The sequence below is a fragment of the Stenotrophomonas sp. ZAC14A_NAIMI4_1 genome (assembly GCF_003086915.1).
Lineage (GTDB): Bacteria > Pseudomonadota > Gammaproteobacteria > Xanthomonadales > Xanthomonadaceae > Stenotrophomonas.
In genome coordinates this window covers 3,389,394-3,414,967 of record NZ_CP026002.1, presented here as the reverse complement: position 1 = coordinate 3,414,967, position 25,574 = coordinate 3,389,394, and the positions used below count along the sequence as shown (strand labels likewise).

The following is a 25,574-nucleotide window of genomic DNA, read 5'->3' as shown; positions in this document are numbered from 1 at the left end:
TCAACTGCCACCTGCGGTGGCTCGGCGGGCATGCACAAGGGTCTCCAGCTGCTGGGCCAGCGCCTGGATGTGGTAGGGCTTGGCGCAGCGAGGCGCATCGGCGAACCGGCTGGGCACATTGTCGTCATAGCCGGAGGTCAGCAGGAACGGGATGCCGGCGGCGGCCAGCCGATCCGCCAGCGGGTAGACCTGCTCGCCCCCCAGGTTGATATCCAGGAGGGCGACATCGATAGGCTGCTCGTCGAACAGCCTGTTCAGCGCGGCGAGGTCGCCGGCGGGGCCGACGATGTGCACGCCCTTCAGTTCCAGATAGTCGACCAGGAACATGGCAATGGCGAATTCATCTTCCGCCACCAGCACACGCACCCCTTGCAGGCCCGGGTTATCAACGGCTCCCAACACGTACAACGCTCCTGTCCAGGCGGTACCTCCGTCTGTTACAGGCAAAGGGTGGCCAATCGGCCTACAAGATCGCGTGACGACAGTGCCACGTACCGGTGCCGGGCCGGCGGCGGTACCATTCCCCGGCCTCCACTTTCCTGTGCCCCCAATGGCCTACGCACGCATCACCTCCACCGCCGACAACTACCTGCACCACGTCAGCAACGGCACGTATTCCGTTGAGGCCGACGAACCTGCGTCGCTGGGCGGCCAGGGCCGCGGCTTCGCCCCCTTCGACCTGTACCTGGCCTCGCTGGCCTCGTGTACGGCCATCACCCTGCGCATGTATGCCCAGCGCAAGGGCTGGGAGCTGGGCGAGTTCCACGCTGAACTGCGCTCGGAGCGCGACGCGGGCGGTCGCCTGCATGTGCACCGGGTGCTGCACGCCAGCGCGGAACTGAGCGATGCGCAGTGGTCGCGGCTGCTGGAGGTGGTGGAAAAGACCCCGGTGACCCTGGTGATGCGCGAGGGTGCCCGCATCACCAGCGAGCGCGGGCAGTAACGCGGCCTAGCGCCGCCGGTGCAGCACGGTACGCTGGCGCATGGCGGCAAACTGCTGCTCCGCCTGCTGGATGTCCTCGGCCTGGAAGCCGGACGCATCCAGCAGCTGGTTGGCCGCTGCGGCGGCCAGCGGATCGTCCTCGCGCTGGCGCCAGCAGCGCGCCGGCAGGAAGTAGCCGACCTCGCTGCGCCCGCGCATGATGACCACCGGCCGGCCGGCATACAGCAGGAATTCGGCCAGGTGCTGGCGAAGCCCTTCCACCGAAACATAGGCCGGACCCGCACCGATCAGGTGCGGGGATGCCTCGGGGCTCTCGAACAGTTTGCGGCGGCTCATGCATGTCTCCTGTCTGCGAATCGGGTGTCCCTTTCCCTTGACGGCTGCATCGGCCTGCAGCCGCCATCGCCTGCGGTCAGAAGCCGGTGTTGAACTCCAGCTGGAATACATCGATCGACAGCGGCGGGCCGGACACTTCCTTGGCCGCCAGCCACTTGCCGCTGATCCAGCTGCGCGCATCCAGCGCGTAGGCACCCCCAACGTAGTAGCCACGCGCGTTGGTGCCACCCAGGTGGAAGTTCGGATCGTTGTAGGCGTCAGGCAGCGCATCGGCCTCGATGCGCTTGTAGCCCAGCAGCGCCTGCCACTGCCCCTTCTCCTTCAGATCGGTGGCACCGACGATCGCCTGCAGCATCCAGGCCGTGTCACCGCTGCGGAAGGTGGCGATGCTCGCGCTGCCGCCCGCACCATAGTTGTTGACGATGCCGTTGTTGGCGCGGGCGAACATGCCCTGCTTGTCATACGCCAGGTTGCGGATGTAGTCGCCATCCAGGCGCAGGCCGATGCCATCGGCCAGCTGGGTGTCCCATCGCAGGTTGAGGGTGGCCAGGCGGAATGCCGAGGCCAGGCCCACGTACTGCGGCGTGGGCGTGTTGGCCGGGTCGAGCGGGTTCAACGCGATGTCACGGATCAGCATCAGCGTGTTGCCCTTCTGCATGAACGCCGGGCGCGACCAGTCGGTATCGCAGCCGACCGCGCCGGCATACAGCGCACACGGCGAAGACAGGCGGCCGCTGATGTTCTTGAAGTCGTAGTAGCCCAGCGCGGCGCGCAGGGCATTGTCTTCGTTGAAGCGCCAGTTGATGCCCACCTGCGCGCCCGACAGCCACTTGTTCTCGTTCGGGGTCTTGACCCGGCTCTGGCTCGGTGAACTGTCGGAGGTGTACTCCAGCGGAACCACGGCCAGGTTGCCGAACAGGCCTACATCCCCATCTGCGAGGTCGTAGTTGAGGTTGGCCGCCAGGCCGTCGAAGTTCAGGTCATTGGAGAACAGCGTGTCGCTGGTCCAGAACGGGTTGCCGAAGCGGCCGCCGCGCACGCTGATCCACTCCGCCGGGGCATAGGCCAGCCACGCCTGGTCCAGCCATACGTCCTTCTTGCTGAGGCCGCCGCCGAGCTGTTCGGTGGTCGAAACCGGGCCATTGCTGCTGCCGCTGGCCAGGCGTACGCCAGCAGTGGTGTGTTCGCCGATCTGCGCGTCGATGCCCACCCTTGCGCGGATGCGCCACAGGTTGCGGCGGTCCTGACGCGTGTTGAGCAGCGGCGGCAGCTGCAGGTTGGTGTTGTTGTTGGTGTCGAAACCACTGCCAGCGTTGACCGAGGCCCAGTTCGTCTCGATATCGCTGTTGCGCTCGGAATAGAAGCGCGACTCGCTGCGCACGCGCATGTCACCACTGACCGTGATGCGCTTGGTCCACTCAGCCACTTCGTTCGGCGCGGCCCAGCCCTCGGATTTCGCCTGCGCCATCACGTCCTGGCGCACTTCGTCACGAATGCCATCGCGCACGCTCTGCGGCACGTACGGCACGCGCACGTCACCGGCCTCCAGGGCGATGCCACCGCTGCTGCCTGCCGTTGCTGCCGCCGCGCCACGCCCGGCTGCCGCCGCCTCGGCCTCGGCCTGCACCAGCAGCGCCTGGCCATCCTCGGGCTTGAGGGCACCACTGGCGATCAGGCCCTTGATCAGCTTGACCATGGTGGTCTCGGCCGCCATCGCACCAGCGGGGGCTGCAAGGCCCAGCAGCACGGCGCAGCACAACAGCGCACGTCGGGCCGTGCGCGGGCGGCGGGATGGGGTTCCAGCGCGGTGGTGGTCGTTCATCACGGTTCTCGTCAAGAAGAAAGGGTCGGCACGCATGTGGTCAGGCGCCCGGGCGGCGCCCCTGCACCAGCACGCGGGCGGGGAAATCAAGGGATGGCGGCGGTGCCTGGTCGACCTTGCCGATCTGCCGCAGGGCATCGAGCACGGCCATGTCGGCCTCCTCGTTGCCGCTGCCACGGACCAGCTCGACCTTCTCCAGGCGCCCATCGGCGGCCAGCCAGACATTCACCTGCAGCTGGAAGGCCAGGCGCTTGACGCGTTCGTCGCGGGAAATGGCCTGCTGCATGAGGTAGCCGAGATAGCGGCCGTAGGTCGCATTGCCGGCGCCACCACGGCCCACGCCCGAGGCGCCTCCGCCACTGCCAGCCTGGATGCCGAAGTTGTCACCGCCGGCCTGGGCGTCGGCGTTCATGGTGACCGGGTCGGCCGCCTCCGGTGCCGGCGTCGGTTCCTCCGCAGGCGTCGGGGTATCCAGTGGCTCCGGCTCGGGCATCGTCTCTTCCGGCGGAGTTTCCGGCTCGGGCGGTTTTTCCGGCGGCGGCGGCGGTGGAGGTGGCGGCGGTGGCAGGGCCAGCATCGGCGGCTGTACCACGGGCCGGCGCGTGCTGGCCGTGTCCTTGAACAGCAGCCACCACAGCGCCACGCCCAGCACCAGCAGCGCGGCGATGACCAGCGCTACGGTCACCAGCAGCTGGCGGCCGCGCATGCCGGGTTCGGGACGGGGTGGTTGATGGGCCGTCATGCCTCAGCCCTGCGCCTTGCCGGTGACCAGGCCGACCTGGGCCAGCTCCAGCCGCCGCAGCAGGTCCAGCACTTCGACCACGCGGGCGTACTGCACCTGCGCGTCGCCGCGCACGATCACCGGGAAATCCGGCGTGGTCGCGCGCTCCGTGCGCAGGCGGTCTTCCAGCTCCGCCATCGACACCGGGTAGGCGTCCAGGAACACCTGCCCGCTGGGATCGACGGTGATCGCCTTGGTCTTCGGTTTCTCCAGGGCGATGCTGTTGCTCGCCTTCGGCAGGTTCACCTCGATGCCGGGAATGGAGGCGTTGCTGGTCAGGATGAAGATCACCAGCACCACCAGCAGCACGTCCACGAAGGGCGTCACGTTGATGCCCTTCTCACGCTTCTTGATGCCGAACGTCGCCTTCTGGCCCATGGCGCGCCCCTCAGCCCTGCACCGCAGCCGGGCCGCGCCCGTCCTGCTCTTCGGCCAGGCGCGCGGCGAACTCGTCGATGAACACCGCCATGTCCGCGCCGATCGCTTCGGCACGCGCACCCAGGTAGTTGTAGCCGAACAGCGCCGGGATCGCGACGCCCAGGCCGGCAGCGGTACACAGCAGCGCTGCGGCCATGCCCGGGGCCACCGAGTTGATGTCCACCGCGCCGGCCATCGCCGCCACCACGAACACCAGCATGATGCCGATGACCGTGCCGAACAGGCCCACGTACGGCGCGCCTTCGATGGTGGTGGACAGCCAGTTCATGCGCTTGGCCATGCCTTCCTGCTCGCGCACCATCACCGCATCCATCGATGCACGGATGGCGGCGATCGTGGCGGCGCTGAGGTAGCCGCTGTTGCCATCGCGCAGGTGGCGCTGCTGCATTTCGTCGATGGCCACCTGGTAGATGCGCCACAGCGAACCGTCGTGCATGTCGGTGGGCGCCTTGCCCTGGCGGTCCATCTCGCCCAGCGTGCGCAGCGGCGCGCCGGCCAGCTTGCCGAAGCTTGCGGTGAACACCGCATTGGCCTTGCTGGTACGGCTGAAATGGCGGCCCTTGGCGATCATGATCGCCCACGACATCAGCATCATCAGGCCGAGGATGGCCACCACCACCCAGGCGTCGAACGGCATCGCCTTGAGGATGAAGCCGAAGTGGCTCTGCCCTGCCGATTGTTCATCGGCACCGTAGCTGACCAGGCGCGAATCGGCGCCCTGTGCCGTGGCATCGGCCAGCAGCAGCGCTGCCGGGCGCGCCACCCGCGAGATGCGCAGTTCATCCAGCGCACCCTCGAACGCGGCCAGCGGTGTTTCGCTGCCCGGTGCATCGGCACCCACGACCGGCGCGGTCGCCAGTGCCGGCAGCTCACCCGCCAGCTGGGCCACCACGCGGCCGTTGAGGTACAGCTGCACCTCGCCTTTTGCTGCAGTCACTGCCACATGCGCCCACTGGCCTTCGGGGATGGGCTGGGCCTGCGTGCTGCGCTGGCCATTGAGCTGCACGAACGGTACGCGGTTCTCGATGCCCACCACCAGCTCGCCCGCGCCGTCGCGGCGAGCGTAGATTGCCTGTGCCGCCTCCTGGGCGCCGGGCTTGATCCACGCGGAGAAGGTGAACGGAGCGCCCGCTTCCTGTGCCAGCGAAGCGCTTGCCGGCAGCGGCAGCGGTGCCGTGCCCAGCTGCACACCACGTCCGATCACCGTGCCTTCGGCGGCCGGCACCACGGCGCCGGCGTTGTTGCCGTAGGCGGTGGTGTCGCGCGCCGGGGCGTTGGCCTCGGCGAAGTGGTAGACCAGCGTGTAGTCCGGATCGAACACCTGCTGGCCGTTGCCGCTGGCCGGGGCCTTGCCGTTGCCGTAGTACATCCAGATCGTCTGCGGGGCAGCGGCGGTCACCGCCGGCACGTCCACCCAGACCAGGGCCAGGCCGGCCTTTGCATCGAACTGCTCGATCTGGTGCGACAGCACCGTGCGGCCGTCGCCGGACACGAAGCGCAGGTCGGCGCCGCCGTCCTGGGTGCCATCAAAGCCGAAGTTGCCTGTATGCAGGCGCAGCAGCAGCGGCGTACGGCCGGGGTCGCCTGCCAGGCCGGCGCCCTGCGGGCCGGCATCGACGGTGATCGGCTTGCGGTACTTCCATTCGGCCTGCCACCAGTTGGTATCGGCCGCCACGGCAGGCAGCGCGACGAACGCGGCCAGCAGCAGCAACACACGCGAAAGCAAACGGTCCATGCGAAAGGTCTCCGGGGATCGCACAACAAGGAAAGGTCAGTAACTGGTGCTGATGTTGAAATGCAGGCGCGGGTCGTCCTTGGACGTGACCGGACCGTCACTGAAGGGCCAGGCGTAATCCAGCCGAAGCTGCAGGTGGTCGCCCAGGCGCATCTGCGCACCCAGGCCGGCCGAGGCCAGGTTGTACTTGTCGATCTGTTCGGGCAGCGGCTGGCGCAGTCGCAGGTAGGCCGCATCGGCGAAGCCGTACAGGCGCAGGTCGGTCCCCTTCCACAGTGACCAGGCCGGCGTGCGCCACTCCAGGTTGGCCAGCGCGCCGTAGTCACCGATCGCCTCGGCCGACAGGTAGCCGCGCACGGTGTACATGCCACCGGCGGCGAACTGTTCGGCCGACACCAGCGGCGCGTCGGTCAACTGCACCGAGCCGCGCGCATACCACTGCCAGTCACTGGCAAAGCTGTGCGTATTGGAGACATCGGCCTTGAACGCGACGAAGCTGGGATCGGCCCAGTACCGTTTCTGGCCGAAATCATCGGCACCGCTGCCATAGCCCAGCAGGCGGCGGGTACCGGCCACCAGCTGCGTGCTGATGCTGGTCTGGTTGCTTTCGCCCTGGCGCACGCCGACGAAAGCCAGGGTAATGGGCGCGTACTTCAGCGGCGTCTTCAGGCTTTCGCCCGCCAGCTGAGTGTCTTCTTCGGTGTCCTTGAAATCCACGCCTACGCTGAGCTGGCGCCACCACAGGCTGCTGCCGGGGACGCGGTAGTTCAGCTTCAGGCCCACCGAGTGGCCATTGCCGATGACATTGGTGCCCGTGCCCACCCCGCCCTGCCCGCCCGCATTGAGCACGCGGCTGTCGGAGGTGTAGCCGGCGGCCTCCAGGCTCCACGGCGTGCCCTCGAAGGGCAGCGTGTACGAAGCGGAAAACACCTTGGCCTGGTCGGTGTCCTCCGGCGCCAGATAGACGCCGAGGGTGGCGCTGTGGCCGCGGCGCCACAGGTTGTCATGGGCCAGCGAGGCGCTCAGGCGCAGCCTCTCAGTGTCCGCACTGTGGTCGTTGTTCAGTGCGGCACTGGCTCGCCACGGTGATTTTTCGTCCACCTGCAGGTCCACGTCCATGGTGCCGGGCGTGGCACCCTCGCGCACCAGCGGCATCACCTGGCGGCGACCGCCCTCGTTGAGCGCGGTCAGTTCCTTCTGCGCCTGGTTGAAGTCCGGCACCCGGCCTTCGGCCAGCGCCGGCACGCGCTCGCGGATGCGCTCAGGCGATTCATTGCGGGTGCCGACCACGCGCAGTTGACCGATGGGGGTCTGCTGCACCTTCAGCAGCACAACACCACCGCTCACCTGCTGCTCGGGCAGTTCGACATACACCGACTGGTAGCCGGCCTGCTGGTAGAGCGCATTCACGGCATCACGCGCCTGCTCGACATCGGCCAGGGTCTTGCCGGGACCGAGATACGGCTCCACCGCGCGCTCGATCTGCCGAGGGTCGAGCACGGTGTTGCCGCGCACGATGTACTCGTTGATGTTGACGCTGGCCGCAGGCGTGGCGTCCTGCGCGAATGCAGGCAGAGGTACGGCGGCAAGCGCCAGCACCAGCGGATGCAGGCACAACGGAAGGCGGACGGCTCGGCACGGAACAGGAGTCATCGAAGGCATCGCGTCGTTACGAAGGGAGTGGCCGGACAGCGGCGCGTGGATCTACCAACAGGACGTGCACGGCGCGTCAAAGCCGCCAACAGTTTTGTGACAGCACTGTCATCTTTTGACGAGCCAGCAACGGGGTCCGGCGGACACTGCGCGCGAGCACCGTCTTCAATGGAGGATGCTTTCCGCAGCAGGAGGTTCGTGATGCACATTCGAGTGATGTCGCTGTTCCGCCACGCGCTGGCGTGCACGATGTTGCTGGCGTCTGCCTGGGCGCTCGCCGAGCCTGCCAAGCCGAAGGAAGCGGCCCCGTGCATCGAAGTGCAGGTCAATGGAGAGCGCGTTCCCGCATGGGAGTGCCTGCAGCAGAAACTGGCACCGGCACCCGGCGCGCCCCGCCGGCCCGCGTTGCCCGAAGCCGAGCGGTTGATGCGCCAGCCGGGCAACCAGCTGCAGCAGTACAACCTGGGAGGCACGCGGCAGCGCATGGGCGATGCGTTCGGACGCTCGGTTGTGCCGCAGCGACCGGCGCGCTGAGCATTGCCCAGGTCCGGCGCTATCGCGTGGCCGGCACGAAGCCATCCATCGAGAGCAGTGGCAACGCGGGAACCGGCAGGCTGCGCAACCGTCCTGCCTCGCGCAGTTCGACCGCATCCGCACGGATGGCAGCAAGGACCGTGGAAGGCCCCAGGCGCTGGCCCGGTGCATAGGCTTCGGCCTGGCCCCCATCCACTGACAGCAGGGCCAGCGGAACACGCCCTCCCGCAAGCACGCCCACGACCACCACCTCGCTCTGCACCGCGCCGGGGGACAGCAGGCGCACCATCGGCACGCTGGCGGCAGAGTCGAAGCTCGGCACTGCGGGCGCGGCACCCTGCACCCGCGCTGGCGCTGCGCCAAGCGGTGCAGTCAGCGCCGTTGCCCAGTAGCCCAGCACGGCCGACAGCAGCAGGGCTGCCAGCAGTGTCAGCAACCGATTGCGATCCCAGCGCCTGCCTTCCATGTCCGCTACCGTCACCCGCCCTGTGTGCGACCACGCTAGCAGCGCCCGCTGACGCTTTTGTTTCATCATGCAGGCCTACGCTCACCGCATCGGCTCGCACAGGAGGCCCTGTCGATGCAGCGTCGTTCCCGCGGCTTCACCCTGATTGAGCTGATGGTGGTGCTGGTCATCATCGGCATCTGCACCGCGGGCATCGGGCTCGGCCTGGGCAGCCTGCTCGATCCCGGCCGGCAGCTGCGGCAGGATGCCGAGCGCCTCGCGCAGCACCTGCAGGTGGCACGTGACGAGGCGCGCATCGACGGCCGCCCGCTGCGCTGGCAGGCCGACGCCACCGGTTACCGCTTCAGCAGGCGCGAAGGTAGCCGCTGGGTGGACCTGGCACGCGACGATCTGCTGCGCCCACAGCACTGGCAGGTCACCGGCATCAGCGTGCAACCCGCTGCAGCCATCGAGTTGAGCCCGGAATGGATCGGCGTGCCGTGGGACCTGGTGCTGTCGCTGGAAGGGCGCCGCGTGCGTCTTCGTGACGATGGCAGCGGACAATTGCAGGTCGTTCAATGAAGCAGAGGACGCGTGGATTCACCCTGATCGAAGTGCTGGTTGCGCTGGCCATCGTGGCCATCGCACTGGCCGCAGTGATGCGCTCGGTGGCTGTGGCCACCGATGACCAGTCGCGCCTGCGCGACCGCCGGCTGGCGTTGATGTGCGCGCAGGATCGATGGCAGGAACTGCGCCTGTCCGCCCAGCCACCGCAGGAGGGGCGGCAGCCCTGCGTGCAGGGACGCAGCCGTTTCCTGGTCATCCAGCACGTGGGTACCGGCACCGATGGCCGGCCGCAGATCGATCTGGCGGTGGTGGCCGAGCACGCACCGCAACAGGCGCTGGCACGGATGCAGCTGCCATGGACAGCGGCACCATGAAGCGACGCGCAGGGGGTTTCACCCTTATCGAGGTGATGATCGCGATCACCATCATGGGCGTGCTCGCGCTTATCTCCTGGCGGGCCCTGGACAGCGTGGCCAGCACTGACCAGCGGTTGCGCCAGGCCGATGCCGAGAGCGCCACCGCACTGCGCATGCTGCAGCAGTTCCAGCGTGATATCGAGATGCGTGCCGATGATGCGCTGATGAACGGTGCGGTGCGCCCGGCCGATGCGCCGCAGCGCCTGCTGCCGCCGTCGCTGGTGAGCGAACGGCATGCCGATGGCAGCTTCGCGCTGGAGATCACCCGCAGCGTGGGCAGCGATGGGCTGCACTGGCAGCGGGTGCGCTGGTGGCGCCGGGGAGACACGCTGTGGCGCGCCAGTGGTGCGGCGACTGACCGGTATCCGCTGCCGACGCCCGAACTGTCGAAGGGCATCGTGGTGGCACGCCAGGTGCAGCGTTTCGACGTGCGTGCGTGGCAGCCGGGAACCGGCTGGGCGGTACTGCCCAGCCAGGCCGATGTGCTGCCGGCTACCGGGCTGGAGCTGCAACTGGTGCTGCGCGACGGGCGAGGCGCATTGAGCTACCGGCGGGTGCTGGCGTTGTAGCGCCGGGCCGTGCCCGGCGGCGGGGTTTCATCCACGCGTGGCGTGGATCTACTGACAACCAAGGTGCCTTGCCCGCCGATTGAGACATCGTGATTCCGCCCGAGGTAGCGCCGGGCCATGCCCGGCGGGTTGGTTGAAATGCCGCCGGGCATGGCCCGGCGCTACCCGTTGGGCACGTTACTGCGTGCGTGGCGTACCGCCCTCGGTGCGGGCCTGCGGAAACTGGAAGGCGCTGTTGCTGTCATACCCGCCTGCCGCCGTGTCACCACGCGTCGGCGCGCTGATGCTGCTGGTGCCACTGCCAAACCCCAGGATCTGTACGCTGATCACCGAAGGCTGGTTGCGCCGCGCATCGTCCTGGCCCTTGCGGATCACGTCCTGCGCCGCCTGGCTGGCACTGCTGGCCGCCGCACTCGCTGACGCCAGTGCATTGACGTTCACCGTGGCCAGCACCGGCAGGCCCTTGCTCTCGCCCTGCACCTGGATGTTGGCGGCGTTGAGCACCTGCAGCGCCGCCAGGTTGATGTTGCCCGACACGCGGATGCCGGCCTCGCCCGCGTCAATGGTGCCCAGCGGTGCGATCAGGTCCACGTCGCCCGGAGCAATCTCGGCGATCGGGTTCAGGGTTGCAATGCCGGCACCGCTGGCAGGCGCCTGCGGCGACAGGCTGACGTTGCCCCAGCCGTCGTACAGCCGGCGCGGCGGCGTATACAGCAACGTAGTGCGCGAACCCCGGCCGGCGTTGATGTCGCCCTGTTCCGACCAGGCCAGGATGTCACCGCCGAAGGTGGTCATCACCCGCGACAACCCGAGCAGCACGCTGTCCTGGCTGAACAGGCGGATGTCACCCTGGCCCTGCGTCACCAGACCCGAGCTGGACGGCGGCACGACGCCCTGCACGCCCACCACGATCTGCCCGCCCGGTGCCATCAACTCGATGTTGCCACCGGCTTCGGTGCGGATGCCGCTGCCGCCGAACATCACGATATCGCCCGTGCGCTTGATATCCGCACCGCTGGCATCCTTGTCGGGCATCAGGGTGGCGATCGCTTCGCGGCCACGCAGGTACGAGCCGAAGCGCGGTCCCTCGGCATCGTTGTACTCGCGCCCGCCCTCGCGCAGTTCAGCGTAGTAGACCTGGCGAAGGAAGATGCGCTGCTGCTCCTTCGGCAACGCATCGAAGGTCGCCAGTGCCACCGCGCCATCGGCATCGACGCCGAAGCGCTGCAGCAGCCACTGCTTCAACTCCTTGTCGTAGACCTTGACGGCCTTGCCTGGTTGAGCGGACAGCGACTGCGAGGGATCGGCCAGCCTGGCCGGGTCCAGATACCGGGCGCGCAGTGCATCAAAATCGATCTGCTGGTTGCCGGCGGTGACGGCCACGCTGGCGCCCGGCCGGGTATCGCCCTGCACCAGGCCACCGGTGGTGACCACGCGGCCCTTGTCTTCCAGCCGCAGCTGGCGCCCGGCACTGACTTCAACATTGCCTGGCCCGGCCACGTGGATACGGCTGTGGACCACATCGCGCCCGGCCACCACCGACGTCACGTCGGTGGACAAGATATTCAACGCACCGATGTCGGACACCAGGATGTCGCGGCCCGCAGTGACCCGTACCGGCGCGGCCAGGTCGCTCCAGGCCAACAGCGTGCGGGCGCCCGCGGTGTTGTCCAGCGTCCACTGTTCACCGGTCTTCAGGCCGATGATGTCGCCCTGCACGGCCTGGAACAGGTTGGGCGTCGCGCCTGCCCGGCGCACGCCGCCGGCACCCGGCACGTTCGCGCCGAAGGCGAACAGCGGCAGGCCCGCGTTGGCACTGCCGGCCTGCACCGCATCGGCGGAGACATTGCCCACCGTGGTCGCCCCTGCCACGGCCATGAACGCAGGAGCGGACGGCGTGGGCAGCGGCGTGTCGGCACCGGAACTGCTGATGCCCGCCGCGCCCTGCTGCAGCAGGATCGAATCCATTGCCAGCACTTCCAGTGCGCCATCGGCCGACGGTGCGGTCAGCAGCACGTCGCGGCCACCGCTCGAGCCGGCCCGGGCGAGACGGATGCTGCCACTGGCGGCAAGCATGCGCAGCTGCGAGGGATACAGCCAGTAACGCAGCTGGCTGCCATCGGCCAGGCTCGTACCCTCGGCGAAGACATCGCCTGCAGAGGGTTCGGCAAGCAGGCTGCCGCGCAGCTGCGCGGGTGCCAGATCGCCACCAATGGACACCAGGTCGATGGCCGTGTTGGCCGTCCACAGCGAGAACCAGCTGTTGGCTGCCGCCGTCCGTCCGTCGCCCAGCGCAACCGCGTTGAAGTTGGCGACCGGTACGCGGCCGGCATCGGCCACGCCGGCCAGCACCACGTCGCCACGTGCCTGCAGGGAGGCCGCCGCATCGCCGAGCACCAGCACGGGGCCGCCCATCGGCTGGCCCATCTGCGCACTGTACGGATCTTCCTGGCGCAGGCCCGCGTAGGGCGCCACGTAATGGGAGGCACCGATCGCCACGCCACCGATGCGCGCGGCATCCAGCTGCACGTGCCCGCGCAGGTTCACCAGCACGCCGTTGAGGCCCAGGTGTGGCACGTTGGACGTGGGCGACGTCGATGTCGCGGCCAACTGCGGATTGAAGGCGCCGCCGAGGCGCACATCCAGGTCGCCACCACCGGTCAGGTGCAGCGTGCCGTCGGCGCTCACGCGGCCGGTGGAGCCGACCGCCGCGACCAGGCCGGATGAATGGCGCGCGCGATCGCTGGCCGTGGCCACACCGCCCATCACGCTCAGCGCACCGGCATTGCGCCCGGCGTCCAGGGCCAGATTGCCGCCGCCCAGCGTGCCGAAGCCAACGAAGCCCACCATGCGCGGCCCGGTCAGCTGCAGGCTGTCGCGTGCGCTGTAGGTGCCGAAGTTGATCCACCAGCTGCTCGGCGATGCCGCCGCACCGCCGACCGCGCCATTGCCCTGCCGCCACAGCCAGTTGCCGATGGCGCTGGCTGCGTAGCCTGCGCTTTCGCGGGTCGTGCCGAGGATGTCCTCAAAGCCGACATCACCGTTGGCATCCCACAGGTCACCGCGGATATCGCGACCGGCGGCCACGGTCAGGTTGCCGCCCTCGTCGGGATACCAGGCCTGCCATGCGGTCAGCGCTGCATCGTAGCGGCCGCTGGCCTGGATCGGGCCCAGCAGGGACGACTGCCCCGGCGCAGGTGCCCTGTCCGGGTTGAACGCTGCATCCTCGCCATTGCCCAGTGCGGTCGGCGCACCGGCGGTGTACACGCCATAGCCGGACATCATCCGCACATCGCGTGCGGCCAGCAGCTGCAGGTCGCCCTTGCCGGTGCGCAGCACGCTCCACAGCGGGATGGCCGGCTTCGATCCGTAGGTAGTGACTTCGGTCATCGTGCCACCGCCATAGCAGTAGCCGGTGGTCGCGCAGAAATCCTCTTCGCTCATGCCGATCAGTTCGCCGAACTCACGGGCGGACTTGCCGACCCACGATTCGTCGCCCCACATGTCCAGCGAGCCCTGCGTGTCGACCAGGCGCGGCGCGGCCTCGCAATAGCCGAACGCGCAGAGGTCTTCCTCGCTCAAGCCCAGCTGGGCGGCCGCGTCCTTCAGCAGCAGGCCGGCCAGCGAACTGTCGCCCCACAGGTCCAGCGAGCCCTGCTCGGTCAATACTTTGTCACCCACCCATTCGGTGCTGGTCTTGATGGTGCCGATGGTGCCGTAGTGGCTGTCGGCCAGCACCACGTCGCCGTCCGCACCGAAGCGGCGCTGGCGCGGATCCGCGGCCACGGTATCGGCGCCGGCCACGGCCGTCAGGTCCCAGGAAGTGGTGCCCTCCGGCAGCATGGCCGCCAGCGCCCAGTTGCGCCCCTGCCTGCCCTCGCCGTCGGCGGGCCGCAGGTTCACCGGCTTGCCATCGGCCAGGCGCACGCCGGTCATCGAGGGAATGAGCGAGCCCGGCGCAAGCACCAGCGCGCTGGACAGGTCCATGGCCTCCGGCAGTGCCACACCGGCCGGCCAGAGCTGCGCGGCCAGGGTGGCGGTGCCGGCCAGCCGGAAGCCGGCGCCCAGGCGGTCACCGGCGGCCAGCTGCATGGCCTGCTGCAACACGGTGCCCGCCCGCAGTACGGTGCCATCGGCGGTGGTGACCGCTGCCGGCAGCACCATGCCAGCCGGCAGCAGCAGGTTGGCGCCAAGGCGCATTTCCGCAGGCAGCACCGTACCGGCAGGCACGTCGATGGCGGCGAACGGGATCGCGTAATTCAGCACGGCGCCCTTGGGGAAGCGCGTGCGTGCCTGCAGGGTGACGCCATCGATGGGCACCACGATGTCACCGCCCAGCGGCGTGATGCGCGTGCCGTTGGCATCAAGGGTCTCACCCAGCAGCCAGCCCGATTCGTCGGGGTTGTCCGGCGGCGGCGCGAAGCCGTCGTTGATGCTGCCGTAGATGTTGATGTCACCGGCGGCACGCAGCACCATCGCTGCCGATTCACCGAAGCCGCGGCGGGCTGCATCGCTGCGGTTGGCGTCCGGGCCGTAGCGGTAACCGGACAGGTCCAGGTCGCCGCGCACGGTCAGGCTGCCGGTGGGATTATCGGCCGAGACCACGCCGACGATCTCCACGCCGGGCCGCAGGCGCGGCGTACCCAGTGCCGCCAGGCGCGCGCCCAGGTCGGCATTGCCCACTGCGGCATTCATCCAGGCCTGGTTGTCCGGGTCGACCACGCTGTCCAGCCACTGCTGGGTGATCAGCTGCGGGCGGGTGCCGTTGACATCCGGCGTCGCCGCCAGCGGCGCATCGGTATAGCGCCTGAAGGCGTTGACCAGCACGTCGCGCGCGCCCAGCACCTGCAGGCCGGATTCAGCGCGTATGGCGGCATCATCGGCACTGCGGCGCGGCACGTTGATGGTGAACGTGCCACGCGCTACGCCGTCGTTCTGGCCCGCCGCCGTGCCCACGGCCACCTCGGTGCCGCTGCGCAGGTCCACGCGCGCGGTGGTGCCCAGTACCACCTCGCCATCGCGGCTGTTCAGCTCCACCTGCGCGCGGTTCGAACTGTTGATGATCTTGCCGTAGCTGTCCACGCGCAGCGCCGTGCCGTGCGCGTCCAGCACGCCATCCACCTGCAGCAGGTCGCGTGCGGCCAGGCGGATGCTGCCCACCTGTTCACCACTGGCATCGATGCGGCCGTTGATGGTCAAGCTGCCGCCATCGACGCTGATCGCAACGTTGCGCGCCTTCAGTGTGTCGGCCACCACCAGGTCGCCCTGCTTGAGCTGGAAACTGCGGGTGCCGAAGAAGCCGCCCGCATCCAGCTGCGTGTTCAACCCATTGAAGTCACCCAGCTGCTGGGCGCGGACGAACAGCTCGCCGCTGTCGTAGGGCACGCGGTTGCCGCCCATCTGCTGCGTGCCACTGGCCGAGCCGAGCAGCGTGCCGGACAGGTCGATGCGGCCGGACCCTTCGCCGAGCGCGGTTGCGCTGATCCTGCCGGCACGGTTGTTCACCGCCGACACATCGATGCGCGATCCATCCAGCGCGATCACGTCGCCTTGGGCGGCGCTCAGCTCGACGTCGCCGCCCCAGCTGTATTTGTCCAGGTCGTCCATGCGGATCCGGCGCCCGGCCAGATCCAGCTGCGCGGCGTTGCCCAGGGTCAGGGTGTCCTCCGCCGCTGCCTGCAGGCGACCAGATGCCAGGGCGACGGTACTGTCCAGCAGGATGTTGCGCGCCTGCAGGGACAGTTCGGCGCCCAGCGCATCACTGCTGGCGCCCGTGCCGCCACCCGCAACGCGCAGGTCACCACCGGTACGCACCTGCAGCTGGCTGCCGGCGCTGCCGGTCAGCAGCGGCGCCTGGATATCCAGCGCACCGCCGCTGTACTGCCAGCCGCTCCCGGCCACGTACTCGCCCTGTGCCTGGTACACGTCCAGGCTGCCCTTGCCGGAGAACTGCACCTGTTCGCTGGCGCGCAGGGTAACCCCGTCGAAGCCCAGCACCTGGCGGTTGGCCGGTACTTCCGAACTCGGCCGGGTATAGGGTGCGCGCCCCAGGATCAGGCTGCGCGTGCTGATTTCCAGCTGGCCATGGCCGAGGCGATCGACCATCGCCGCGCCCGGCTGCTGCGGCGTGCTGCTGATGAACTCCGGCGAGGCCGCCAACGTGCCGTCCCAGACCAGCGTGTCCGCGAAGATGCGGGCCTGTTCGCCCGCCTTGCCATAGCCATGGATGGCCGGCGCGCCCAGCACCAGCTCGCGCAGGCTGCTGTGGCCGGTGGCGGGATTGCGCGTATCCAGATCCACGTTGCCGAACACGTTGATCGCATCACGCGCGCTCAGGCTCAGCGTTTCCAGGGCAGGCGTGCCGGTGGCGGTGTTGCCACGCAACAGCTGCTGCAGGGTCTGCTGGTTCAGCACCAGGCCCTGCGGCAGGCCGCCCGTGGCCGCCGCTGCCTGCAGTGCCGCAGCCTCGCCCATGTTGATCGCCGACATGCTCAGGCCCAGCCGGCGGGTTCCGTAGCTGACCGTGTCGCGCAGCTGGAAGCTGCCTTCCGTGGCCGCGTTGATGCTGCCTTCCGACAGCAGGCGGGTCTGGCCCGCGCAATCGGAGGCCACGCATGCGCCGATGTCGATCGCCACCTTCGCCGTGCTTCCGGCCGGCAGCAGGTTCGTCTGCCCGTTGGACACCACCAGCAGGCCGGTGCTGGCATCCCCCTTGTACAGATAGCCGTCGGTGGCATCGTAGGCCGGCCGGCCCAGCCCCAGCGTGCTGACGGTCGCGCCCTGTTCCACAACCACGCCTTCGCCACCACTGCCTGCGCCGAGCACCACCTCGGCCGCGCGCAGGCTGGCGCCGGACCGCACCAGCACGCTTGAATCGCTGGCGCGAAGCAGCAGCGAGCCCGGTTCTGTGCTGTCCGGGCGTGCGCTGACGCCCACCAGCAGGCGCGACGGCTGCAGCGCGGTGAGCGCATCGGCAAACACCGCGGCGCCCGACATGCGGCTGGCGCTCTGCCCGCCCGCCAGGATTTCCAGACCGCCGCCGTTGCCCAGCACCGCCACCGTGCCGCCGAAGCCATTGCTGCCCGCAGCGGCACCGAAGCGGGTACTGCCCGCCATGCGCAGCGCCACATCGCCGCCCAGGCCTGCACCGTTGCCCAGTTGCAGCAGCAGGGTGCCCGCATCCACGGTCTGCGCACCGCGCGGAATGCCACGCCGTGTCGCATCATCGGCGACGAACTGGTTCCAGGAGGTTTCGTTGTAGCCCGAATGGCGCCGCACCACATCGGCCGGGGTCAGGATCACATCGGTCCACAGCCCTGCCGTGGATGCGCCCAGGCCTTGGGCCTGCTGCCCGCTGGTGCGCCACGAACCCGTGCCGGTCGCGGTGGGCGCCGCCATCGACGCGCCCTGCGCGCCCAGCTCCACCCGGAACGCGCCGGGCTGCAGTGCATACGACGCCGGCAGCAGGGTGTAGGTCCCTGCAGCCAGCCCCGGCACACCGGCTGGCACGGTGATGCGCTGGCCGATGCGCGGATCAGCCGTTCCCTGTGCCAGGTTCGCCGGCGCCACCTCGCTGGCATAGCCCGGCACGATGGCATACACGGCATTGCCGCTGCTGCTGAAGCTGAAGGCCGGATTGGCATCGGCCAACGCATGGCTGCGCACATCGACCGAGCCACCACGGCCGCTGACGAAACCGGCACCGGTCAGCTCGCCGCCGCCGGACAGATCCAGCAACGCGCCCTCGGCAATATCGATCCGGTTGCCGACCAGGCTGACGCCGATGTCGCTGGCCTCGCTCACCCGGCCGATCGCGCCCGGGGTGACGGCCACGCCGCCCAGCTGCCAGACCAGGCCATCAACGGTGCCGCCATAGGGAAGCTTCAGGCCGGCCGCGCTGCTGGAGGTGATGCTTCCGGGCAGCAGGGCCAGCGTGGACGCGGTTCCGGTGGTACTGGTGCCACCCAGCTGCAGCTGGCCCAGCGGAGCACGCACTACGCCGCCCTGCTCCACCGTGGCCGCCACCAGCGCCAGGCTGCCGAACACCGAATGCGGCACGCTGGCGCCTGCGCCAGAGGCGTGGATGCGCAGCAGGCCATCGCTGTCCGCCCAGATGTTGTTGCCGAGGCCGCTGTCGTACAGGCCGATGCCGATACGGGCACGGGTACCGGTGGTGGGATAGACCTGTGCCGCGGTGATGTCCAGCCGCGACGGTGCCAGCAGCTGGGTTGAATAGTGAGCGTTCATGCCGCTGACCCCGGCCAGCAGGCGCAGGTCGCCACGGCTGATCAGTTCACTGCGCTCGAAGCCGGCCAGTGACACGGAATCGCGCAGATCGATCAGCTCGCCCTGCGCGCTGAACACGTGGTCAGCCGAGACATCCCGCGCCGCCTCCGGTGCCACGAAAAGGGCGTTGCTGGTGACACGCTGCCAGCGTGCCTGCGCCAGGCGCAGGTAGGGCGCCTGCACATGCAGGCCGCTACCCTGCGCGCTGCCGGTGGCCATCGCCAGGGCGGCCTCTCTGTTGCCATACAGGCGCAGGCTCTGGCCCAGGCGCAGGTCGACATCGCCCTGCGCTCGCAGGTCGGCGAACAGCGAGAGATGATCGAAGCCGCCCTCCTGCACCAGCTGTGCCGAAAGCACGGCATGACCGTATCGGGGCGCCTGGGCGTCACCTTCGCGCACCGTCGCCTGGGTCAGGGTGATCGCACGTGCACCGCCCACCTCGCTGCTGATGGAGCCGGTGTCGTACAGGCCACCGCCGAACGCCACGCCCAGCGTGCCGCCCTGCGCGCCCGCACCACCGGCCGCCGCACGCAGCGTGCCGTCCATGTACAGGGCATTGGCCGAGCGCAGCGCGATGGTGCCACCGTTGCTGGCCAGCGTGGTCTCGCCCTGGCCCTGCACGTCCAGCACCGCCGTCGCGCCGGAAGCATCCAGCACGGCGCCGCGCTCGATCACCACGAAGGCATCCGGCGGGCGGTTGCCCAGATCATCACGCTCTTCCCAGTCCAGCGTGCCTCCGATGCCGATGCTGCCACCGTCGCGCAGGATGCCCTGGCGCCGGCCGGACGCATCGCGCTCCACATGGCTGTCGGCGGAGACGTCCAGCACTGCATCCTTGCCGATGCGGTATTGCAGGTCACTGCCGGTCGCCTGGTAGGTCTGCGTCGCAGTGCGCACGTCATCGAGCAGGATACTGCCGCCACGTGCGGTCAGCCGGCCTTCCACGGTGATGTTGCCCGCCCCGCGCAGCTCGATGGACTGGCCGGGATCGACCGTGACCGATGCGTTGCGGCCAATGCGTACGTCACCGCCATCGGTAGTGCGCTGCGAGCGCAGCAGTACGCTGGCACCTCCGCGTTGCTGGATGGCGCCACTGCCGACGTCAGCGGCGTACAGCGGCGGCAGCCAGGTTTCCATTGCCTCAGTTGCCGATGCGGCGTCACCGGCGCGATCACGCAGGCGCAGGCGCGGGGCGCGCACGGTCAGCGTCGTACCGTCGGCCACGTCCAAGCCACCATGACCGTTGATGTCATAGCGGTCGAAGCCGCTGCCCAATAGACCAGGGGCCAGCCACAGGCGGCTGTGATCGGTCGCGCTGTCGGCCACCACGATGCTGCCACCGCTGGCCAGCTGCAGGCGGCCCGCGCCGGAAACACCCAGCCCGCTCAATTCACCCTGCAGGCTCAGTCGCCCGCTGCCGTCGCTGGTGACCTGGGTGCTGTCAGCCAGCAGGCTGATGTCGCCGCCCTTGCCGCCGCTGGCACGCCCCTTCAGATCGACACTGCCGCCGGCATCGACCGAGATGCGGCTGCCGCTGGCGACGATCACATCGTGGCTGCTTTCCAGCGCCACCCGGCCACCGTCGCGCCAGGCCTGGCTGTTGCCCGCGGCTGCGTCCAGGCGCTGGTTGGCCCAACGCCCCTGCAGGTCCACCACCGCACCCGAGCCAAGCGAGACCACACCGCGCCCGTCGGCCTGCACCACATGCAATGTGCCGTTGGCGTCGGCCAGCAGGTTGCTGGCGGTCAGGCTGCCGCCGGCAATGCGCAGCTGGCCATCGATCTGTACCTGGTGCCCTACCAGGTTCAGCTGGCCACCGTCGGCCATCGACAGCGCGCCATCCAGCGTGATGTCACCGCGGGTGGCCAGGTCCAGCCGGCCCCACTGCTGGGCACTGAGCTGGCTGCCATCCAACCACACCGTGTTGCGTCGGCTCTCGTCCAGCGACTGCTGCAGCGTCCAGCCCGCACCCGACGGCGCGGCATCGCCAACGCGGACCTGCGAATTGAACACCGAGGTTCGGCCGGTTCCATCGTAGCGGCCCAGCCACAGCTGGGCGCCACGGGCCACCGCGGTCTGCGACTGCGCGTAGCCCTCGGCGGCGGCGGCGGGCGTGCGGGTCTGGCGCACGCCATTGAACACCGCCGTATCCACCTGCCCCTCGAGTACTGCCGTCGGCGCCGACACCAGCAGGCGACCCGCATCGCGGCCGACGGTGTACCCGTTCTCGACACGCGATTCGCTGGCGATGATCGGGTTGCGCCAGGCGTCGGTCACGCCCCAGCGCGACTGCTCGACCTCATAGCCGCGGTACAGCCCGGCAAACACGACCTCGGCCGGGGCATCGTCCATGCGGTAGAGCTGGCCATCGGTGCCGCGCAGCCAACTCTGCCGCATCGTGCCGCCGGCCACGTCCAAGCTGCCACCGGCCAGATTGATGCGCGAGCCACCACTGGTGACCACCTCGTTGCCGGACAGCTGCACGGTGCCGCCCTGCGCCGCCCATTCGCCGATCGAATGGCCCTGGTTGCCGAGGTAGCCGCCCACTTCCAGCAGGCCACCGGCGGTGTACCAGCGCTCGCCTTCGTAACCACCGGTGCCGGCCGGCACATGGATCAGCCCACGGCGATCCACCCAGATCTTCGCGCTGTTCAGCGCGCCGGTATCACGGTTGCCAAGGGCGTCGCGCAGCTCGTTGCCCTGCACGTTGATTTCCAGCTGGTTGCTGTCCATCGCCACTTTCACGCCGGTGGCGCCGGAGACGTCCACGCGCGCCCCATCGGCCAGCAGGGTGCGCTGCTGGGCGTCCACTACCACCTGGCCTCCGGTCGCCAGCGTCAACGAGCCTGCCTGCGCTTCCACCGTACCACCCGACACGATCTCCACCCGCGACTGGTCGCGGCGATCCTGCAGCCGCGAAAGATTGTCGAAGGCACCGGCAACCGCCACGGCACGGACCTTGTCCTGCGCGGTCGACTCGGCCAGCAATGCCTGCCGCTGGCTGTCCAGCGCCGTCGTCTTGCCATCGTCTTCGATCAGGATGGCCGTGGTGGAATCCCGTGACAGGGTCACGCTGCCCGTCGCATCGCTGGACGCGCTGAGCAGGTGCACCGTGCCGCGCTGGTTCAGGGTGCTGGTGGCCACCGCCACGCCGGCCTGCTCCAGCGTGCGCCCGGCCAGGGTGATGTCGCCCTCGCGGGCCTGGATCAGCCCGCTGTTGCGCACGCTGCCTGCCGTGCTGCCGGCGATGAAGCGGGGTGCGATTTCGTTGCCGCGCGTGGTCGAAGCGGTGTTCTGCGCCGTACCCACGCCACGCCGGATCACGAACGCATCGCCCGCGGCCAGCTGGGTCTGTCCCTTGCGCGTCTCGATCTGCCCGGCGTTGTCCACGCTGTGCCCGGCCAGCAGCACATAGCCACCGCCGCGGGTGGCGGTGGTCGGCTCGCGGGTGGTGATGCGCGCGCCCTGCTCGACAATCACGCTGCCCAGCGCATCGGTCAGCGCCGTGCTGTTGTTGTCGCTGCTGTACAGCCCGTTGTCACGGAACTGCGTATCGCTGATGCGCGCGGCGGCGGCCACCAGGTTGCGTACGTTCACCTGGCCGGTATTGCCGAACACCACGCCGTTGCGGTTGGCCACGAACACGGTGCCGTCGGCTTTCAGCTGGCCCAGGATCTGGCTGGGGCGTGCGTTCGGGTCATTCACCCGGTTCAGCACCGCCCAGTCGGCGTTCTGCACGAAGTTCAACGTGGTGTTGCCACCGATGTTGAAGGTTTCCCAGTTCAGGATGGCCTTGTCGGCCGTCTGTTCGATACTCACCTGTACGCGGCCATCGCCGCTCTGCGACTGGATCGCATCGCGTGCGTTGAGCCAGCCCTTCGTCAGCGGATTCTCATCCACCTTCAGGCCATCCTTGCCCAGCCCATCAGCCACCACGAACCCCGCTTCGCGGCGCGCCGTGCGTGCCTGCTCCTGCAGCCGCTGCTGCAGGGCGATCGCCTGCGCGGCGGTGCCCAGATTGTCGATGGACTGCTGCAGCTTCTGCCGCGCCGCATCCTGCTGCTGGGCAGGTAGCGCAAACTGGATCGGGACCCCGTTGGGCATGCGCCCGCTCTGTGCCGCCGCGCCCTGCGCCGCGCCGCGGTCTGCGAACCAGCCTGGGCTGAAGGCCTGCTGGGCCTGGCTGGCCGGTGCCACCATCGTTCCCAGCGCCACGGCAATGGCCCAGGCCATCGGGTGGTTCTGGCGCGCCGGAGGCAGGCGGGAAGCAGTCGTAAGCGGGTGCGACATCGGAACCTCGTCAAACTGGTTGGGCGGCATCGGCCGCAGCGCTGTCTGGTCGGAACGTTCTGGCGGAAACGGAGGGTTCACGCCCTGCACCTGTTAGACGGGAGCGAGGCCGTGAAGCCGACATCAAATCGCCGGGCCCGCGGCCGCCAACGCAGAAGGCGCCGGCATTGCTGCCGGCGCCTGTTCAGACGATTGCGACTGCGTGCTGCGCGTTACGGACGGCCGAGGCCGGCGCAGGTGCTCGGGTTGTTCAGGCCGGCGGTGCTGCTGGCGACCACGAAGCGGGTACGGATGGCATCGCGCCAGGTGGCGGTCAGCGGAACGAAGCCGTGGGCGCGCGAGGCGGCATCATTGTTGCCGTTGTAGTGACCCAGCAGGAACGTGCGCAGCGCGGTGGCCACGGCAACGGTCTTGTAGCACTGGCCCAGGTCGAAGTTGGTGTAACCCACGATCGGGTAACCCACGGCCGGCGGGTTGGTGAACACCGGCACCCAGTTGCGCGGGTCATTGGCGGCAGTGCCGGTCGGCGGGGCGATGGTGTTCAGGGTGGCCTGCACGCTCGGGTCGTTCGGCGAGTAGCCGCGCACCTTGGCGATCTTGGTTGCATTGTCCAGGTCCGGCACGACGTCCGGGCCGATGTAGCCGATGGCACCGGCGGTGGCGTACACCTTGTCGTACAGCGGCTGGCTGCCCAGCGCCGAGGCGGTGGTGAAGTTGGTCGGCAGGGTGGTGAACTGCTTCCAGAATTCCTGCGTGGTGGTGAACTTGCCACCGACCAGGGTGGTGCCGGCGGTGTCACTGGCCGAGCAGGCGTTTTCCAGGAAGCGGGTCAGCAGCTCGGTGGTGCCGCTCTTCTCGTTGCGGTAGACCACGGTGATCGCACCGGTACGGCTGGAGCTGATCTGGTTCCACTGGGTGATCTTGCCCGAGAACACGCCGCACAGCTGGGTCACGCTCAGGTCGAGGTTGCTGCTGCCGTTGTTGTACGGCACGGTGACCGAGGTACCCACCGACGGAATCTGGATGAGCGGGCCATAGGTCGGGGCGAAGTTCTGGTTGTAGGCCAGGACTTCAGCATCGGACAGCACCGAGTCGCTGCCGGCGAAGTGCACGGTGCCGGTGGTGTTGAACAGGGCCGGCTTGTTTTCCAGGAAGGCCTGCTTGCCGGTGCCCGAACCGGTCACTTCGTAGCTGAAAGTGGACGGCAGGATGCTGTCCGAGGAGCCCTTGTACAGCTTGGCCGGCAGCGAAGCGCCGCCGCCCTGCACCAGGGACTGGGCCGATGCGGCACCGGCGGTGGCGAGCAGCGCGGTGGCAACCAGCGCGGCCAGGGTCTTGTACGTGTTCATGCTCTTCTCCTGAAGGGTTTACTGCGAAGGGAAACGCCAAGGGAGGAACGGTCATTTCACGGCTGCTGTCGCCGGGGGCCTCCCAGCCCGCTCTGCGACGACGGTGCCATGCTCGTCGCGGCCGATGACAGGTCGCTTAAGAAACCTGTGGAAGACCGCAAAAAGGTGTGGAGGATTGTGTGGAGGATTCCCGCGTGTCGTGCTTCATTGCACCAGCTGGTTCATTTCCATGATGGGCATCAGCACAGCCAGCACGATGGTCAGCACCACGCCGCCCATCACCAGGATCATGGTTGGCTCCAGCAGCGCGGTCAGCGCCATCGCACGGCGTTCGATGTCGCGCGAGATGGTCTGCGCGGCGCGGTCCAGCAGCGGTGCCAGCGCACCGGTCTTCTCGCCGCTGGCCACCAGGTGCACGAGGATGGGCGGGTACACATCCTGCACTTTCAAGGCCGCGCCGAACGCCGCACCTTCCCGCACCCGCGCCGCGACATCGTCGGCGCAGCGGCCCAGCAGCGCGTTGCCCAGGGTCTGTCGTGCGGCTTCCAGTGCGCGCAGCAACGGCACGCCGGCATCCAGCAGGATCGCCAGCGTCGAGGCGAACCGCGCACTGTTCACGCCGCGCACGAACCGGCCCACCATCGGCACCCGCAGCAGTATCGCGTCCCAGCGCAGGCGAAGTTCCGGCCGGCGCAGGGCCAGCCGCCATGCGACCCCGAGGGCAACGCTGCCCGCCCCCAGCCAGATGCCCCAGCTGCGCACGAACGCACTGGCCGCCAGCATCACCTGGGTCAGCATCGGCAGGGTCTGCCGCGCCTGCACGAACGCCGTCACCACCTGTGGCACCACGTAGCTGAGCAGGAAGATCACGATCGCCACCGACACCAGGCTGATGGCCGCCGGGTAGATGAAGGCGGTCAGCACCTTGGCCTGCAGCGCATTGCGCTTCTCGATGTAGTCGGCCAGCCGCTCCATCACCCGTGCGAGGTCACCCGAGTCCTCGCCCGCGCCGACCAGCGCCCGGTAGATCGGCGGAAAATCACGCGGCCGCGCGGCGAGTGCCACCGTCAGGCGCTGGCCGGCGCGCACATCGGCGCGCACGGCCGTCAAGGCCTGGGCGATGTGCGGCCGCTCGGCCTGCTCGATCACCGCGCTCAATGCGCTTTCCAGCGGCAGGCTGGCAGCCAGCAGGCTGGCCAGCTGGCGCGTGGCCCAGGCCAGTTCGCTGGCCGACAGCCTGCGCGTTCCCAAGCCGCTGCCGGCACTGCGTGCCGTGCTGACCTGTACCGGCGTCAGGCCGCGGCCGCGCAGCAGCTGCCGCGCGCCACGCGGGCTGTCCGCGTCCAGCTGGCCTTTCTCGATCTGGCCCTGGGCATTGGCGGCCTGGTAGTCGAACAGAGCCATGGCCAG

General features: G+C 68.9%; 16 protein-coding genes. 5 read left to right on the top strand and 11 right to left on the bottom strand.

Annotated elements, in window-relative coordinates:
* A complete protein-coding gene (locus C1926_RS15550; protein WP_108760729.1) occupies nucleotides 1-402 on the bottom strand; it encodes a response regulator in 402 nt (133 codons plus the stop codon).
* Nucleotides 403-550: 148 nt separating this feature from the next.
* Here C1926_RS15550 and C1926_RS15545 point away from each other — a divergent pair, with 148 nt between their 5' ends.
* Nucleotides 551-943, top strand: coding sequence for an OsmC family protein (locus tag C1926_RS15545; RefSeq protein WP_108759807.1), 393 nt, complete (start codon nucleotides 551-553; stop codon nucleotides 941-943).
* A 6-nt stretch (nucleotides 944-949) separates the two neighbouring features.
* Here the strand turns inward: C1926_RS15545 and C1926_RS15540 are convergent, their stop codons facing one another.
* The 6 genes from C1926_RS15540 to C1926_RS15515 form a co-directional block, all read right to left on the bottom strand.
* The gene (locus tag C1926_RS15540; protein ID WP_108759806.1) at nucleotides 950-1,279 is read right to left on the bottom strand and encodes a hypothetical protein; all 330 of its coding nucleotides are present in this window, start codon (nucleotides 1,277-1,279) and stop codon (nucleotides 950-952) included.
* Between the two features lie 76 nt (nucleotides 1,280-1,355).
* Entirely contained in the window at nucleotides 1,356-3,101 is a 1,746-nt protein-coding gene (locus tag C1926_RS15535; RefSeq protein WP_108759805.1) for a putative porin, read from the bottom strand.
* Between the two features lie 40 nt (nucleotides 3,102-3,141).
* The gene (locus C1926_RS15530; protein WP_108759804.1) at nucleotides 3,142-3,807 is read right to left on the bottom strand and encodes a cell envelope integrity protein TolA; all 666 of its coding nucleotides are present in this window, start codon (nucleotides 3,805-3,807) and stop codon (nucleotides 3,142-3,144) included.
* Nucleotides 3,808-3,846: 39 nt separating this feature from the next.
* Nucleotides 3,847-4,260, bottom strand: a complete 414-nt coding sequence (locus C1926_RS15525) for a biopolymer transporter ExbD (RefSeq protein ID WP_108759803.1) — start codon at nucleotides 4,258-4,260, stop codon at nucleotides 3,847-3,849.
* A 10-nt stretch (nucleotides 4,261-4,270) separates the two neighbouring features.
* Nucleotides 4,271-6,055, bottom strand: a complete 1,785-nt coding sequence (locus tag C1926_RS15520) for a MotA/TolQ/ExbB proton channel family protein (RefSeq protein ID WP_108759802.1) — start codon at nucleotides 6,053-6,055, stop codon at nucleotides 4,271-4,273.
* 36 nt (nucleotides 6,056-6,091) lie between these two features.
* A complete protein-coding gene (locus C1926_RS15515) occupies nucleotides 6,092-7,708 on the bottom strand; it encodes a ShlB/FhaC/HecB family hemolysin secretion/activation protein (protein ID WP_108759801.1) in 1,617 nt (538 codons plus the stop codon).
* Nucleotides 7,709-7,909: 201 nt separating this feature from the next.
* Here C1926_RS15515 and C1926_RS15510 point away from each other — a divergent pair, with 201 nt between their 5' ends.
* The gene (locus C1926_RS15510; protein ID WP_108759800.1) at nucleotides 7,910-8,242 is read left to right on the top strand and encodes a hypothetical protein; all 333 of its coding nucleotides are present in this window, start codon (nucleotides 7,910-7,912) and stop codon (nucleotides 8,240-8,242) included.
* A 19-nt stretch (nucleotides 8,243-8,261) separates the two neighbouring features.
* On the opposite strand, the gene C1926_RS15505 is transcribed toward C1926_RS15510, so the two are convergent.
* A complete protein-coding gene (locus tag C1926_RS15505) occupies nucleotides 8,262-8,708 on the bottom strand; it encodes a type II secretion system protein N (protein WP_108759799.1) in 447 nt (148 codons plus the stop codon).
* A 114-nt stretch (nucleotides 8,709-8,822) separates the two neighbouring features.
* On the opposite strand from C1926_RS15505, the gene gspH reads away from it, so the two are divergent.
* Genes gspH through C1926_RS15490 form a run of 3 tightly spaced genes read left to right on the top strand, consistent with a single transcriptional unit; the run spans nucleotide 8,823 to nucleotide 10,239 of the window.
* On the top strand, nucleotides 8,823-9,269 hold the full coding sequence (gene gspH / locus C1926_RS15500; protein WP_108759798.1) for a type II secretion system minor pseudopilin GspH: 447 nt from the start codon (nucleotides 8,823-8,825) through the stop codon (nucleotides 9,267-9,269).
* Complete coding sequence (gene gspI, locus C1926_RS15495) at nucleotides 9,266-9,628, top strand: type II secretion system minor pseudopilin GspI (protein ID WP_108759797.1); 363 nt, start codon at nucleotides 9,266-9,268, stop codon at nucleotides 9,626-9,628. Before gspH ends, gspI begins: the two co-directional genes overlap by 4 nt.
* The gene (locus C1926_RS15490; RefSeq protein ID WP_108760728.1) at nucleotides 9,625-10,239 is read left to right on the top strand and encodes a prepilin-type N-terminal cleavage/methylation domain-containing protein; all 615 of its coding nucleotides are present in this window, start codon (nucleotides 9,625-9,627) and stop codon (nucleotides 10,237-10,239) included. Before gspI ends, C1926_RS15490 begins: the two co-directional genes overlap by 4 nt.
* A gap of 177 nt (nucleotides 10,240-10,416) precedes the next feature.
* Here the strand turns inward: C1926_RS15490 and C1926_RS15485 are convergent, their stop codons facing one another.
* The 3 genes from C1926_RS15485 to gspF all read right to left on the bottom strand — a co-directional run bounded on the left by C1926_RS15485 (nucleotide 10,417) and on the right by gspF (nucleotide 25,568).
* Entirely contained in the window at nucleotides 10,417-22,815 is a 12,399-nt protein-coding gene (locus C1926_RS15485) for a filamentous haemagglutinin family protein (protein ID WP_108760727.1), read from the bottom strand.
* Between the two features lie 212 nt (nucleotides 22,816-23,027).
* Nucleotides 23,028-24,164, bottom strand: a complete 1,137-nt coding sequence (locus C1926_RS15480; protein WP_108759796.1) for a substrate-binding domain-containing protein — start codon at nucleotides 24,162-24,164, stop codon at nucleotides 23,028-23,030.
* A 204-nt stretch (nucleotides 24,165-24,368) separates the two neighbouring features.
* Nucleotides 24,369-25,568, bottom strand: a complete 1,200-nt coding sequence (gspF, locus tag C1926_RS15475; protein WP_108759795.1) for a type II secretion system inner membrane protein GspF — start codon at nucleotides 25,566-25,568, stop codon at nucleotides 24,369-24,371.
* Between the last annotated feature and the right edge of the window lie 6 nt (nucleotides 25,569-25,574).